This is a genomic window from Chromobacterium sp. FG89, assembly GCF_057808735.1.
On the sequence record NZ_JBMDIQ010000006.1, the window covers coordinates 93,706 to 106,917 of the forward strand.

General features: G+C 59.0%; 12 protein-coding genes and 1 tRNA gene. 6 read left to right on the forward strand and 7 right to left on the reverse strand.

The features are described from left to right. Positions 1-6: 6 nt before the first annotated feature. From ACODRW_RS07975 to ACODRW_RS08000, 6 genes are all read right to left on the reverse strand, one after another. Positions 7-693 carry a PIN domain-containing protein gene (locus ACODRW_RS07975; protein WP_488905490.1) on the reverse strand — a complete coding sequence of 229 codons (687 nt, stop codon included), beginning with the start codon at positions 691-693 and terminating at the stop codon, positions 7-9. Further along, positions 680-1,828: an HNH endonuclease gene (locus ACODRW_RS07980; RefSeq protein ID WP_488905491.1), complete on the reverse strand. Its 1,149-nt coding sequence runs from the start codon at positions 1,826-1,828 to the stop codon at positions 680-682. The genes ACODRW_RS07975 and ACODRW_RS07980 overlap by 14 nt, the downstream gene beginning before the upstream one ends. 10 nt (positions 1,829-1,838) lie before the next feature. After that, positions 1,839-2,588 carry a hypothetical protein gene (locus ACODRW_RS07985; RefSeq protein ID WP_488905492.1) on the reverse strand — a complete coding sequence of 250 codons (750 nt, stop codon included), beginning with the start codon at positions 2,586-2,588 and terminating at the stop codon, positions 1,839-1,841. A 120-nt stretch (positions 2,589-2,708) separates the two neighbouring features. After that, positions 2,709-3,530 (reverse strand): hypothetical protein, encoded by an 822-nt coding sequence (locus ACODRW_RS07990; protein WP_488905493.1) that lies wholly within the window; start codon positions 3,528-3,530, stop codon positions 2,709-2,711. Positions 3,531-3,545: 15 nt separating this feature from the next. Further along, positions 3,546-4,850: a replication-associated recombination protein A gene (locus ACODRW_RS07995; protein ID WP_488905494.1), complete on the reverse strand. Its 1,305-nt coding sequence runs from the start codon at positions 4,848-4,850 to the stop codon at positions 3,546-3,548. Beyond that, positions 4,843-5,289 carry an AAA family ATPase gene (locus ACODRW_RS08000; protein ID WP_488905495.1) on the reverse strand — a complete coding sequence of 149 codons (447 nt, stop codon included), beginning with the start codon at positions 5,287-5,289 and terminating at the stop codon, positions 4,843-4,845. Before ACODRW_RS08000 ends, ACODRW_RS07995 begins: the two co-directional genes overlap by 8 nt. A gap of 164 nt (positions 5,290-5,453) precedes the next feature. On the opposite strand from ACODRW_RS08000, the gene ACODRW_RS08005 reads away from it, so the two are divergent. From ACODRW_RS08005 to ACODRW_RS08020, 4 genes are all read left to right on the forward strand, one after another. Continuing rightward, the gene (locus ACODRW_RS08005; protein ID WP_486635593.1) at positions 5,454-5,984 is read left to right on the forward strand and encodes a GNAT family N-acetyltransferase; all 531 of its coding nucleotides are present in this window, start codon (positions 5,454-5,456) and stop codon (positions 5,982-5,984) included. Between the two features lie 191 nt (positions 5,985-6,175). Continuing rightward, positions 6,176-6,808 carry a helix-turn-helix transcriptional regulator gene (locus tag ACODRW_RS08010; RefSeq protein ID WP_235087437.1) on the forward strand — a complete coding sequence of 211 codons (633 nt, stop codon included), beginning with the start codon at positions 6,176-6,178 and terminating at the stop codon, positions 6,806-6,808. Positions 6,809-6,933: 125 nt separating this feature from the next. Continuing rightward, entirely contained in the window at positions 6,934-8,250 is a 1,317-nt protein-coding gene (locus tag ACODRW_RS08015; protein WP_488905496.1) for an SLC5/6 family protein, read from the forward strand. A gap of 72 nt (positions 8,251-8,322) precedes the next feature. After that, positions 8,323-9,639, forward strand: coding sequence for an L-cysteine desulfidase family protein (locus ACODRW_RS08020; RefSeq protein WP_107798641.1), 1,317 nt, complete (start codon positions 8,323-8,325; stop codon positions 9,637-9,639). Between the two features lie 251 nt (positions 9,640-9,890). On the opposite strand, the gene ACODRW_RS08025 is transcribed toward ACODRW_RS08020, so the two are convergent. Then, positions 9,891-9,975 (reverse strand) — tRNA-Leu (locus ACODRW_RS08025). Positions 9,976-10,141: 166 nt separating this feature from the next. Here ACODRW_RS08025 and ACODRW_RS08030 point away from each other — a divergent pair. Continuing rightward, complete coding sequence (locus tag ACODRW_RS08030) at positions 10,142-10,831, forward strand: Bax inhibitor-1/YccA family protein (protein WP_039753556.1); 690 nt, start codon at positions 10,142-10,144, stop codon at positions 10,829-10,831. A 590-nt stretch (positions 10,832-11,421) separates the two neighbouring features. After that, the gene (locus ACODRW_RS08035; RefSeq protein ID WP_227104284.1) at positions 11,422-13,212 is read left to right on the forward strand and encodes a S8 family serine peptidase; all 1,791 of its coding nucleotides are present in this window, start codon (positions 11,422-11,424) and stop codon (positions 13,210-13,212) included.

Here is a 13,212-nt window from a genome sequence, read left to right on the forward strand (position 1 = left end):
CTGCACCTATCTCGCATAGCGGCTGATGCACCCGCCACACATCCATTCGCCATCGTCATAGATTCCGCCAGTCATGTCGGTCTTCTGGTGACACCAGCCACACACCGCATAGATGACCGTGCCGTCATACCGATCTCGCTCGGGCTCACGGCAGCCCTTCTGATTGGATGGCAGCAGCCTGGGATCTGGCGCCGTGGCGAACCTTCCGCAGTTCGTACACCACTGACCACCATGATGTTCAATCGTGCTGGCCTTCTTACAGTGAGGGCAGACAACCACATCGGGAGCAATCACAGGCAGCACGTCGACCGGGACCAGCTCAGCAATGCTTTCCACCCTCTTGCAACTCATACCGTTGCTGTTCAGGTGGTTCAGCAAGGGATCAAAGCCCTTGTCTCCACTGAGCACGAAGCATTGGGTGTCAGGGGCTGTCTCAAAGGTTCTGCCGAGTTCAAAGGCAATGTGAAAGTCCAAGGCATTCTTGCCAGCACCTGAAATTTTCAGGAAGTCCACCCGCTTGAACCTATGGGCTGTTGCTGGCTTCTTGGAAGCCCTGGGATGGTTCTGGTTGGCGCCGACGAAGATGATGGCTCTGAAGCTCTCATCCAAAGGGGATAGGTCGACCTTGTGCTTGTTCTCAAGGTCCACGAGCAGCAGCTTACTGCCGCTGGCCGATGATTTAGTGCTGGTCATTTCTTCGCCCACCACGAACCAGGTGTTCAATGTATGGAGAAATTTTCTCCATCATAAAACCAGTAAACTCAGCAGCCTTCTCTTTCGGAATAATCTCGTTCTCTTTTATTCCAAGACTCTTGGCAGCATGATCAAAGCCCTCTTTAACGGCTCGCTCTAAGGCTCTGCTCTGACCTCTAGCCAGAATAATTGGTAAAGCATAGTCCGCTGCTGCCTTATGCTTTTCCTGGTCAAAGCCTTCACCCCTCATCAGGGATGAAAATTCTTCTTCGCTGATTTGAGGATTCACCTTGACGGCGACCCGCTCCCCATCTACTGGATTGACGGTGTAAATCTCGTTCCTGTATGAGCCTGCATACTGGTCACTCAGGAGAACAACAATCCTGAAGATGCCAAAGTATTCAATGTAAGACCAGAGCCGTTTTTTCTTCGGATCACCATGCAACGACACACAATGAAAAATGCTGTCCGTGGGCCTTCCTTGAACAAGGTCAGATAGATAAGCAAATCCGAATGGGCTGTCTTCCGCTTGAGGGTTCAGAAGATACTCCAGAGCCTTCTCGCATTGAGCGTGTGGCACTCCGCATTCAGATGCAAAGGCGAAAGCCGTCTTGACCAATGATCTACCAGCTTCTGGCCCTCCCAACGAAAGGCTGACGTGAAGAGGTGAATCCAAGTAGTTGGTTTTTACCTCCAGCTCACTTAGAGCCTTTTCAACATCAAAATTCGGATACTTTCTAGAAATACCTTTGAGCCGCTGCTTCGCCTCTTCAATGGTCTTGGCGGTCAGGTTGATCTCGATCTTCCCTCCGAGATCCTTTTCTGAATACGTAGACTTCTCCGGTGTGAACGAGCCGTCATTGAGCAGCCAATATTTATCACCCTCCACTGTCTGCACGATCTGCTTAGGCGGCTCGCCTCGCTCTCTACTGATGCCGACTGCCAAAGCGAACCAGTTAAGTTGCCTTGCAAGTTCTGCATCCCAGCCCTCACCACGCTTGTTATTGCAGTCGTTGCATATGAATCCAGTCGTCTTCTTCCTACCGCCAATTGCATTGGGAATGATGTGCTCTTTCGTCTTGTTCTTTCCTGATAAATTCTCAGGACACAACGCACATTTTTTAGAAGAAGTCATCAAGCTCTCATCATATGAAGTTGAGCATGAGACGACCAATAGAATTGGTCAGATCACGAGCAAAGAGAGCCAGCCACCGCTGGGAATCGTCACCAAAGTGAGACTCGCTGAAGCCGTTCCTTGAGTTTGCAATGGCATTGGTCAAGGTGGGCATGGCATTGACGATCTCAACAGGAAACGGGCCTTGCGCCTGAAGTTTCTTGCTGATGTCCTCCTTCACCACCTTGCATAACGGCATGAGGTCCGTCAGGGCAGCTTGGGCAGGAACATGCTTGCGAACATATGCCTTGTAGAGCCCTTCAAGACAGGTGTAGCTCAACGTCGTTGCCCTGTTGTAGTGGTGGGCATCAATGGCTTGGTCGATGTCCTTGAGGCTCTTGTTCAGCTTCTCCGAGTTCCAGAGGTCAACGGGAACCACCGTGGTAGGCACCGCATAGCCACCACCAAATACGATGTTCCTGATGTTGTCTGCCGCAGGCTTGTCGTGAACCTCAATGTGGTTGATGAAGACACGATAGAGGCTGAACCTGCTGGGCTCTGGAAGACCTTGGATAAGGTCCCAATAAAAGTCCTTGCGTGAATTGGACTTTCCTTGGCTTTGCCTCAACGGCAGCAACTGCTGATAGCTTGGCGAACCAGGATCGACCTGCTGCACCATGCGGCAGAAGGTCGCACCACCGACATACAGATCCTTGTTTTCGCTGCTGTTGAGTGAAGCGAACAAGTAGTTGTAGGCCGCGATCCAGTTGACCGTAGACATCACCTTCTAACCCCGGCCGCTTCTGTCAAGCCGGGCTACAGCACAGGTGTCAGCCCCACTTTCAAGAAAGCGATCCTCATAGAAGCTTTCCTCTTGCTCCATTACGCTATCCCGACTTCATCAATGATTAAACAAAGAGTACCGCCGCTCTAGATGCTGGCCCAACAGATGGACAAGCGACGAAGGGACGATCCAGATCAGAACAAGGATGGACACATAGGCAAAATCCACCAACCCCGTTTGATGCTTCAGTGCAATAAAGAAAACAGGACAGAGAGCAAGTTCAAGCAGGAAGATAAATGCGGTGTTGCCATGCTCCCGCAGGTGCTTGTACGACTCGGCCAAATCCACCAGTCTTGAATCTGTTTTTTCGGCGGTGTTGCCTTCATCATCTTCCCAGGTGCTCTTTTCCTCAATTACCCCTCTTCTTTTGGAAAGTTTATTCAGATAGGCGTATGCAACACTGGCTTCGTAGCCTTGACTGAATCCGAACAGCTCTCTTCGGGCATATACCTTGTAGAGCCGAACTAGTTGAACTGCCGCAAAGACCGACACACTGGCGAAGGCGAGCCAGAGCCAATCAAACCAAGCTGCGGCAAAGGCTGCAAGTGCGAAGAGAACTGCATGTCCATAGGGGCTGAGCCAGATTCCAGATAGCGTGCCTTTCCTATCCTTGAAATCCAAGACTCTGGTCGCATGGAAGACAAGAATGGGGTATGAGGCGATATAGCAGTACAGAGAGCCGAAGAGTAGCCAGACGATCAGATGGGCGGTACCGAAGTCCTTCCACTCTTTCAGAAGAAAGACCGGAACGTAGTTGGAAATCGCATCCTTGGCATTCAAGTCCAACCATCGGATGATCAGCATTCCCGCCACGGAAGGCAGGAAGTAGCGAACAAGATAGTTTTCCCACCAGCGGGTGGCGGCTGAAGCGCTGCTCATCTTTAAGGTTTCCTGTCAGTTCCTGTTAGCTTCATCATCCCACTTCTTCAGTAGAAGCAGCTTCTCACCGATCTTGATCTCAAGACCTCTAGGTGTTGGTTGATACCAACCGGGTTCATGCATGCCATCGGGAAGATAGGTTTCCCCAGCAGCATAAGCATTGGGTTCATCATGTGCATAACGGTACTCATGCCCATAGCCTAGTTCTTTCATGAGCTTTGTTGGTGCATTCCGAAGATGGACAGGAACCTCACGGCTTTTATCCTGCTTCACAAACGCACGAGCTTGGTTATAGGCGTTGTAACCAGCATTGCTTTTTGCGGCAACAGCAAGATAGATGACTGCTTGACCAAGTGCCAACTCACCTTCAGGACTGCCCAACCGTTCATAGGTCAAGGCTGCATCGTTGGCTATCTGCATTGCTCTGGGGTCGGCAAGGCCAATGTCTTCCCACGCCATACGAACGATGCGACGGGACAGATACCGCGGATCAGCACCACCGTCCAACATGCGAGTCAACCAGTAGAGGGCAGCATCAGGATGGGAGCCACGAACCGACTTGTGCAGGGCTGAAATCTGGTCGTAGAAATTGTCCCCGCCCTTGTCAAAACGCCTCGCGTTCAGGGACAAGGCATTCTGTATGAAGTCAGCATCAATCTTGCGGACACCAGCAGCACCAGCAGCCGTTTTGCACTGCTCCAGCAGGTTCAGAAACCGTCTTGCATCACCGTCTGCATAGCCAATGATGGTGTCCCGCGCCAGGTCGTCAAACTCCAGCTCACCAAGGGCCTTCTCTTGAGCCCGTTGAAGCAGTTGCTTCAGTTCCTCGTCCGTCAGCGACTTCAGCACATAGACCTGAGCCCGCGACAGCAAAGCCGAATTCACCTCAAAGGAAGGGTTCTCTGTGGTGGCTCCAATGAAGGTGAACAGCCCTGATTCCACGTGAGGCAACAAAGCATCTTGCTGAGACTTATTGAACCTGTGAATTTCGTCCACGAACAAGATGGTGTTCTTGCCTTGAGCAAGATATTGCCTCGCCTGTTCCATTGCTTCCCTGATGTCTTTGACACCGGAGAGAACAGCAGACAAGGCGATGAACTCACACTTGAAGGCAGTGGCTGTGAGTCGTGCCAAGGTCGTTTTACCGACACCCGGCGGCCCCCAGAAGATCATGGAGTGCGGCTTGCCCGACTGGAAGGCCAGTCTCAGCGGCTTGCCCTCACCCAGCAAGTGAGATTGCCCAATGACCTCGTCCAAGGTCTTGGGGCGAAGGGCTTCAGCCAGTGGTGCAGAAGGCTCTTGTGCGAACAAATCAGCCATGCTTCACCACCTCCGAACAATGGGGAAGCCCCAAAATCTGCACAATGACTCTTCTAAGCTGTTGATTTATATATGACTTGACAGCCTTGTTGAAGCGGTGCACCTCGTCGACGAACAGAATGGTGTGGCGGCCGGAGCGCTGCAGCGCGGCGTGCGCGCGCTCCACCGCCTCGCGGATGTCCTTGACGCCGGAGAACACCGCCGACAGCGGGATGAATTCAGCGTCGAAGCTGGCGGCGAGTATGCGCGCCAGCGTGGTTTTGCCTACGCCGGGCGGGCCCCACAGAATCATCGAGTGAGGGGTGCTCGCTTCCACCGCCAGCCGCAGCGGCTTGCCGGGGCCGATCAGGTGCCGCTGGCCGATCACCTCGTCGAGGCGGCCGGGACGCAGCGCTTCAGCCAGCGGTTTTTTCGGTTCATTGGCAAACAGATCGTTCATGGCGGGGTTCTGCGGCGGGGAAAATCAAAGCGACAGTATATCAGTTGATCCGCCGGGCGCGGCTGCCGCGCGGATTTGTTGCGGCGCAAAAAATCTGGCGAGGACGGGGGATTGCTGGCAAATTGTTTCCATCGTCATGAGACGGGGAATAAAGGGGATAAACAATGCAAGCCATGGATACCGGCCGCCTGATTCTGCGGCCCTTCGACGAAAACGACCTGGACGCTTTTTACCGGCTCGGCACTGTGGCCGAGGCCATCCGCTATGTCGGCAATACGCCCTTCGGCTCGCGCGAACAGGCTTTGCAAGCGATGCGCGACGGCCCGCTGGCGGATTACGAAAAACACGGTTTCGGCCGAGTGGCCTGCGTGTGGAAGGACAGCGGCGAGGTGATCGGCTTCAGTGGCCTGAAATACATGGCGGCGGTGGACGCGGTGGAGCTGGGCTATCGCTTTCTGCCCGAGTACTGGGGCCTGGGCCTCGCCACCGAGTCCGGCCGCGCCTGTCTGCGTCTGGCGCGGGACGTCTACGCGCTGGATAGGCTGGTGGGCCTGGTGCACCCCGACAACGCCGGGTCCGCGCGCGTGCTGGGCAAACTGGGCTTCGCGGTGGAGGGGAGGCTGAGTTTGGACTTCATTCCGGACACGCCGGTGGAGGTGTTCGCCAGGCGCTTGCTGGCCGACGAGGCCTTGTGAAGCGAGCGCCCGAAGATCTGACCCGAATTCTGCAACCCGCCGCGCCGGCGGGTTTTTTCTTTGGGCGCCGCCAGGGTGGAATCTGGCGGTTTTGCCGAATTTGACGCGCGTCAAATACGCTCGTGGTTGCGCATGACATGGGTGAAATCTGATGCATAGAATCTCGCCGTGATAATTTTTTTGTCATCGCCATGAAACTGCATCTAGACGCCGAAGTGCTCGCCGACTTCGTATCCGCCCTGTTGGGGCCGGACAGCGAGGTGGCGGTGCACGATCTGTCCAATCCCAGCGCTTCGCTCAAAATCATCCGCAACGGGCATGTGTCCGGCCGCAGCGTCGGCGCGCCGGCCACCGATCTCGCCTTGAGCATGGCGCGGGAGTGTTCCGGCAAGGGCGGCGAGGATTACCGGCTGAACTACCGCAGCAAGACCCGGAGCGGCGTATCGCTGCGCTCGTCCACCCTGGTGATCAAGGACGACGCCGGCCGCGCGCAGGCCATGCTTTGCGTCAACTCCGACGACAGCCGCTACAAGCGCGCGCTGGAAGCGGTGCAGGCGCTGCTGCCGGCGGAACTGTCTCACGATCCGCACCAGGAAACGCTGTCGCAGGGTATCGACGATGTGGGCGTGGGCATCATGCAAAGCGTGTTGGAGCAATACGCGATCGATCCGGCGCGCTTGTCCGGCGATGAAAAATTGGAGGCGATCCGGGAATTGAATCAGCGCGGCTTGTTTTCCGTCCGCGGATTCGTCGGCAAGGCCGCGCAGGCGCTGGAGATTTCCGAGCCCACGCTTTACCGCTATCTGAAGCAGTGTCGTGACTGAGGGCTTCTGATTCGCGTCCGTCGTCCCTTCCCGCGCTGTTGGCGCTGCGCGGCGGGGACATCCAAGCATCCGGTTGGCGCCGGAGCGCTTGGGACAGCATTGAAACCACTAAAGGATCAACGAGTATGGACATCACCCAGGTGGGCGTCAAGCCCAGGGCAAGCGCTGCCGAGCGCGCGGGAATGAGCGAGGCGGAGTGGCGGGAGGCGGTGCGTTTCGACGGCATCGACCGCGGTTGGGTCGTGATGAGCATAGGCATGGCGATAGGCGCCGGCATTGTGTTCCTACCGGTGCAGGTGGGGCTGATGGGCTTGTGGGTTTTCCTGCTGTCGTCCGTCATCGGCTATCCGGCGATGTATCTGTTTCAGCGTCTGTTCATCAACACCCTGGCGGAGTCCCCCGAGTGCAAGGACTACCCCAGCGTGATCAGCGGCTACCTGGGCAAGAACTGGGGCATTTTGCTGGGCGCGTTGTACTTCATCATGTTGGTGATCTGGGTCTTTGTGTATTCGACCGCCATCACCAACGACAGCGCCTCCTTTCTGCACAGCTTCGGCGTCACCGAGACCTTGTTGTCCGCCAACCCCTTCTACGGACTGGGCCTGATCTGTCTATTGGTGGCGCTGGCCTCCCGAGGCGAGCAACTGCTGTTCAAGATTTCCACCGGCATGGTGTTGACCAAGCTGGGCGTGGTGGCGGTGCTGGGCCTGGCCATGGTGTCGGAATGGAAGCTGGTCAATGTGGGCGCTTTCCCATCCGTGGGCAGCCTGATCAAGGACGCCATCATCATGCTGCCGTTCACGCTGACCTCCATTCTGTTCATCCAGAGCCTGAGCCCGATGGTGATTTCCTACCGCGCGCGGGAAAAGTCGCGCAAGGTGGCGCAATACAAGGCGATGCGGGCGATGAACATCGCCTTTGGCATCCTCTTCGTCACCGTCTTTTTCTATGCGGTGTCCTTCACTCTGGCGATGGGGCATGAGCAGGCGGTCAAGGCCTCGCATGAAAACATCTCGGCCCTGGCCATGGTGGCCAGCAGCATGCCGGGCGATATGGTCAAGCTGTTCAGCCTGATCCTGAATATTTTCGCGGTGATGACCGCGTACTTCGGCGTTTATCTGGGCTTCCGCGAGGCCTGCCAGGGCCTGGCGATGAATCTGCTGCGCCGGGCGATGCCGGAGGAGCGCATCCGTCCGGATTGGGTGGCCAAGGGCATCATGGTGTTCACCATTTTGCTGTCCTGGGGCGCCATCGTGCTGAACGCGCCGGTGCTGAGTTTCACCTCGATCTGCAGTCCGGTCTTCGGCCTGGTGGGCTGCTTGATCCCGGCCTACCTGGTCTACCAAGTGCCCTTCCTGCACAAATACAAGGGCGGCGCGCTCAAGATCATCATCGCCACCGGCCTGCTGTTGTGCGTGTCGCCCTTCCTGGCCTTCTCCTGAATTTCCGCCGCCGTTCCATTTTGCGGGCGGCGGCAAGACTTTGATTTAATTTGATTGGAAAGCGTAATCACCATGTGTACATCGACTCTCAACACTGATTTGTGGCCGAAGTTCGTCAAGGCGGCGCGCGCGGAAGTGGCGCCGGCGCTGGGTTGCACCGAGCCGATTTCATTGGCCCTGGCCTGTGCCATCGCCGCCAAGACGCTGGGCCGCGCGCCTGAGCGCATCGAGGCGCGGGTATCGCCCAATCTGATGAAGAACGGCATGGGCGTGACCGTGCCGGGCACCGGCGCCGTGGGCCTGCAGATCGCCGCCGCGGTGGGCGCGCTGGGCGGCGATCCGGACGGCAAGCTGGAAGTGCTCAAGGGTTTGAGCGGCGAAACGGTGGACGCGGCCAAGCGCATGCTCGCCGAGCATCGCGTGACGCTGAGCATCGCGGACGTGCCCAACATCCTCTATTCGGAAGCCCGGGTTTTCGCCGGCGAGGAGACAGCCCGCGTCTGCATCGCCGATTCGCACACCCATGTGGTGCTGATCGAACGCAATGGCGCGGCGTTGTTCCGCGCTGAACTCGAGACCTCCGGCCAGGCCGGCGCCGCGTACGACTTTTCCGACGCGACGGCGCGGGATGTCTACGACTTCGCCACCCAGGCGCCGCTGGAGACCATGGACTTCATCCACGAGGCGGCCACCTTGAACGAGGCGCTGTCGCGGGCGGGCATGGGAGGGCAGTTCGGCCTGCATATCGGCGCGACCTTGCACAAGCAGGTGAGCGCCGGCTTGCTGTCGGATAATCTGCTGACCCGCATTCTCACCCGCACCACGGCGGCGTCCGACGCCCGCATGGGCGGCGCCACCCTGCCGGCGATGAGCAATTCCGGTTCCGGCAACCAGGGTATCGCCGCCACCATGCCGGTGGTGGTGGTGGCCGAGCACGTCGGCGCCGACCGGGAAACCCTGACGCGGGCGCTGATGCTGTCTCACTTGATGGCGATTTACATCCACGCCCGCTTGCCCAAGCTGTCCGCGCTGTGCGCGGTCACCACCGCGTCCATGGGCGCGGCGGCGGGCATGGCCCATCTGTTGGGCGGCGGCTACGCGGTGGCCGGCATGGCCATTTCGAGCATGATAGGCGACCTGGCCGGCATGATCTGCGACGGCGCGTCCAATAGCTGCGCGATGAAGGTGTCCACCTCGGCCGGCTCCGCCTACAAGGCGGTGTTGATGGCCTTGGACGGCGTGTGCGTGGCCGGCAGCGACGGCATCGTCGAGTGCGAACTGGACGCCTCCATCGCCAACCTGGGCAAGCTGGCCAGCCAGGGCATGGTGCAGACCGATGTGCAGATTCTGAAAATCATGATGGACAAGCAGGCGGCCGCCGCGAGCTGATGCGGCGGCGGGTTTGCGCGCGGCCGGTGTCCGGCTTGACGCCCTTGAAGCGTAACGGTTTCGGGGGCGTTTCTCATGGCGTGGCGTGTTTGCGTTTGCAGCGTCCAGCACGCGAAGCGGGCAGGCGATGGCGCAAAACGACAGTGTCTTGCGGCGCGCGCGTGATGATTCCGGACGCGGAAAATCGCCGCTGTGCGGGTTTTTAAGGGGAGGGTCGCGGCGCTGCGCCGCTAGGAGCTAAAACCAGGAGATGGTGCGAAAGGAGAGACTCGAACTCTCACGCCTTGCGGCGCTGGAACCTAAATCCAGTGCGTCTACCAATTCCGCCACTTTCGCTTTGATGCCGCTTGCAAATCCGGCCAGAAGCCCTAATTTGCAAGGGAGTGCAAGAATACCCGAAGCGCTTTCCCGGCGCAAGCCGGCCCGCCTGGAAACTTATTGCCACGGCGGCGGTCACTGTCGGTACAATTTGATAAAAATCCCTTTGGAGAAAGGCTTAATTATGCACCCGAACCTTGAGACGGCCTATCAGACGACCGGTATGGCCGAGGTACGCCATAAGGTTCTTCGCAATACTTATGGTTTGCTGGGCTTGTCGATGATCCCCACGGTGATGGGGGCCATCGTCGGCACCAATATGAATTTCGGCTTCCTGGCCGGCAGCCCCATCATCGGCATGCTGGCGATCCTGGCCGTGTTTTACGGCCTGGTGTTCGCCATCGAGAAAAACCGCTACAGCTCGGCCGGCGTGTTCCTGATGCTGGGCTTCACCTTCCTGATGGGCTTGCTGTTGGGGCCCTTGCTGCAACTGGCGTTCAAGTTTTCCAACGGCGGCCAGCTGATCATGACCGCGGGCGCGGCCACCGCGCTGGTGTTTTTCGTGATGGCGGGCATCGCCACCACCACCAAGCGCGATCTGAGCGGGCTGGGCAACTTCCTGACCGTGGGCGCCATCGTGCTGATGGTGGCGGTGGTGGCCAACATCTTCCTGCGCATGCCGGCCTTCCATCTGATGATCTCGGCGGCCTTCGCGCTGTTCAGCTCGCTGATGATTCTGTGGCAGGTCAAGGTGGTGGTGGACGGCGGCGAGGACAGCTATATTTCCGCCGCGCTGTCCATCTACATCAGCATCTACAATCTGTTCACCAGCTTGCTGCAACTGCTGCTGGCCTTCGCCGGCGAGCGCGACTAAAACCCGCGCCGGCATCGCCTTCCAATCAAAACGCCCCGTCCGGGGCGTTTTTTTGTTCCTTTTTTTTCCCTTCCCTAGCGCTTCTGTCTGACAAATCCTGACGCCCGCCCACCGGTCCGGCGGCGCTTTCGGCTGGCCGCTCGCGGCGTGGCTGGCGATGGCTTGTCTAGTTCTTTCCCTGCTAAGCGGTTGATTTTGACAAGATTTTTCGGGCTTTGTTGCTTCGTGTTGTCATATTTGCGAATGGGAATTATTGCATTTTGTATTATGAAGTTTTTATATACGATAAAAATAAATAGGACTTTGGCATTTTTGGTTTTGATGATTCACTGCTTAGGCAGGCGCCGCTTGGGCCGGCTGAACGCGGCGACGGACGCCGCCTCGGCGGCCCGGCGCGAGCGCCGACGCAGGTTCGCCGCATGGCGCCCGGAGCAGGGCGGCTAGTGTTCCGGGTTTGGGCGCCGGCGAAGAACCGAGGATTTCACCGCCGCTGGCAGGCGGCGGCGAATGGCCGGGAGCGATGGGGTGGCAGCCCCGGACTCACGGCGGTTGTTCCCTATCGACAGCAGTTTCGACACTTAGGAGATGCAATGCGTATCCATATCACGGTGGGCGCGGTTTCGCTGGCCCTGGCGTCCCTGGCCGGTCAGGCCGCAACGCCCTTGCAAGCGGGAGATCCGCTGGTGTCCCAGCAATGGTTCCTGCAAAACACGGGGCAGAACGCGTTTTCGCAACGCGGCGGCGTGGCCGGCATCGATCTGAACCTGGCGCTCAGCCATTCGCGCAGCATCCAAGGCCGCGGCGTGACGGTGACCGTCATCGACGACGGCTTGGAAATCCGCCATCCGGACCTGGCGGGCAATGTGGTGCCCGGTTCCAAGAACCTGGCCAACAATAGCGACGACCCGACCCCCAGCTCGGCCACCGACAGCCACGGCACGGCCGTGGCCGGCATCGCCGCCGCGGTGGGTTTCAACAATCTGGGCGGCCGCGGCGTGGCGCCGGCGGCCAGCCTGAACGGCTTCAACTGGCTGAAGGCGCAAACCACCGCCGGTTGGATGTTGTCTCACGGCAAGTCGCCGAGCGACAGCGCCGGCCAGTCGTCCACCCTCTCCCGCGTGTTCAACCAGAGCTACGGCAGCTCGGCGATCCGCTCGATCCCGGGCAATCCGGACACCGATATGACGCTGCGGGTGCGCGACGAGGCGCACGAGGACGTCAGCCTGCGCAGCAACGGCGGCAAGGGCGCGGTCTTCGTCAAGTCGGCGGGCAACGCCTACGTCAGCTTCCAGTCCGGCTCTGACGACGACGGCAAGCCTACTTATGTCTTGGCCAAGGCCGGCAACGACGGCCTGCCGATCCAGGACTCCAACCTGACCACCGACAACAGCAATTACTGGAACGTGGTGGTGTCGGCCTTGAACGCCGACGGCGTGCGCTCGTCCTACTCCTCAGTGGGCGCCAACGTGCTCTTGACCTCGCCGGGCGGCGAGTACGGCACCGCCAGCCCGGCGATGGTGACCACCGATCTGGTGGGTTGCGACCGCGGTTCCAACTCCACGCTGCGCCCGTCCACCAATCAGTTGCACGGCGGCACTGCGCTGGACCCGAATTGCGATTACCGCGGCACCATGAACGGCACTTCCGCCGCGGCGCCGGCCGCCTCCGGTTCGTTTGCGGTGCTGATGTCGGCGTATCCCAATCTGAGCGCGCGCGATGTGCGCGATCTGCTGATCAAATCGGCGCGCAAAGTGGACGCCAATCATGCAGGCGTGACCCTGGCGTTCAAGGACGCCAAGGGCGGCGCGCACAGCTACCAGGCTTTGCCGGGATGGCAGAACAACGCCGCCGGCCTCGCTTTCCACCCGTTCTACGGCTTCGGCCTGATCGATGTGGACAAGGCGGTGGAACTGGGCCGCAATCACAAGCCGCTGACGGCGCTGGAAAAGACGCGCTGGCAGACGGTGTCGGTGATGAAGGCGATTCCGGACGCCAGCGAAGCCGGCCTGGACAGCGCGTACACCCATGCCGAGGATTTGACGGTGGAAGCGGTGCAGGTGCTGGTGGACGCGAAACACGGCCGCGCCAACGACCTGGCGGTGGAGCTGATCTCGCCGGCCGGCACCCGCTCGGTATTGCTGTCGCCGCGCACCGGCCTGGTGAATGAGAGCTACGGCCTGAACCAGCAGCGCCTGTTGTCCAACCACTTCTACGGCGAATCGGCGCGCGGCCAATGGCGGCTGCGCGTGATCGACACCAACGGCGCCGAGTACTATTACGACTACCGCGACGCTCAGGGTCAGCGCACGCTGAGCCTGCCCAACGCCGCCGGCACCCTGCGGTCTTGGTCCATCCGCTTCATCGGCCACAAAGGAGCATAA

Excerpts from the sequence above, each read along its gene's own strand:
- ACODRW_RS08010 (WP_235087437.1), top strand. The coding sequence starts at position 6,176 with ATGAAACTGCATCTAGACGCCGAAGTGCTCGCCGACTTCGTATCCGCC.
- ACODRW_RS07990 (WP_488905493.1), bottom strand. The coding sequence starts at position 3,530 with ATGAGCAGCGCTTCAGCCGCCACCCGCTGGTGGGAAAACTATCTTGTT.
- ACODRW_RS07995 (WP_488905494.1), bottom strand. The coding sequence starts at position 4,850 with ATGGCTGATTTGTTCGCACAAGAGCCTTCTGCACCACTGGCTGAAGCC.
- ACODRW_RS08030 (WP_039753556.1), top strand. The coding sequence starts at position 10,142 with ATGCACCCGAACCTTGAGACGGCCTATCAGACGACCGGTATGGCCGAG.
- ACODRW_RS08015 (WP_488905496.1), top strand. The coding sequence starts at position 6,934 with ATGGACATCACCCAGGTGGGCGTCAAGCCCAGGGCAAGCGCTGCCGAG.
- ACODRW_RS07975 (WP_488905490.1), bottom strand. The coding sequence starts at position 693 with ATGACCAGCACTAAATCATCGGCCAGCGGCAGTAAGCTGCTGCTCGTG.
- ACODRW_RS08005 (WP_486635593.1), top strand. The coding sequence starts at position 5,454 with ATGCAAGCCATGGATACCGGCCGCCTGATTCTGCGGCCCTTCGACGAA.
- ACODRW_RS08035 (WP_227104284.1), top strand. The coding sequence starts at position 11,422 with ATGCGTATCCATATCACGGTGGGCGCGGTTTCGCTGGCCCTGGCGTCC.
- ACODRW_RS07985 (WP_488905492.1), bottom strand. The coding sequence starts at position 2,588 with ATGTCTACGGTCAACTGGATCGCGGCCTACAACTACTTGTTCGCTTCA.
- ACODRW_RS08020 (WP_107798641.1), top strand. The coding sequence starts at position 8,323 with ATGTGTACATCGACTCTCAACACTGATTTGTGGCCGAAGTTCGTCAAG.
- ACODRW_RS07980 (WP_488905491.1), bottom strand. The coding sequence starts at position 1,828 with ATGACTTCTTCTAAAAAATGTGCGTTGTGTCCTGAGAATTTATCAGGA.
- ACODRW_RS08000 (WP_488905495.1), bottom strand. The coding sequence starts at position 5,289 with ATGAACGATCTGTTTGCCAATGAACCGAAAAAACCGCTGGCTGAAGCG.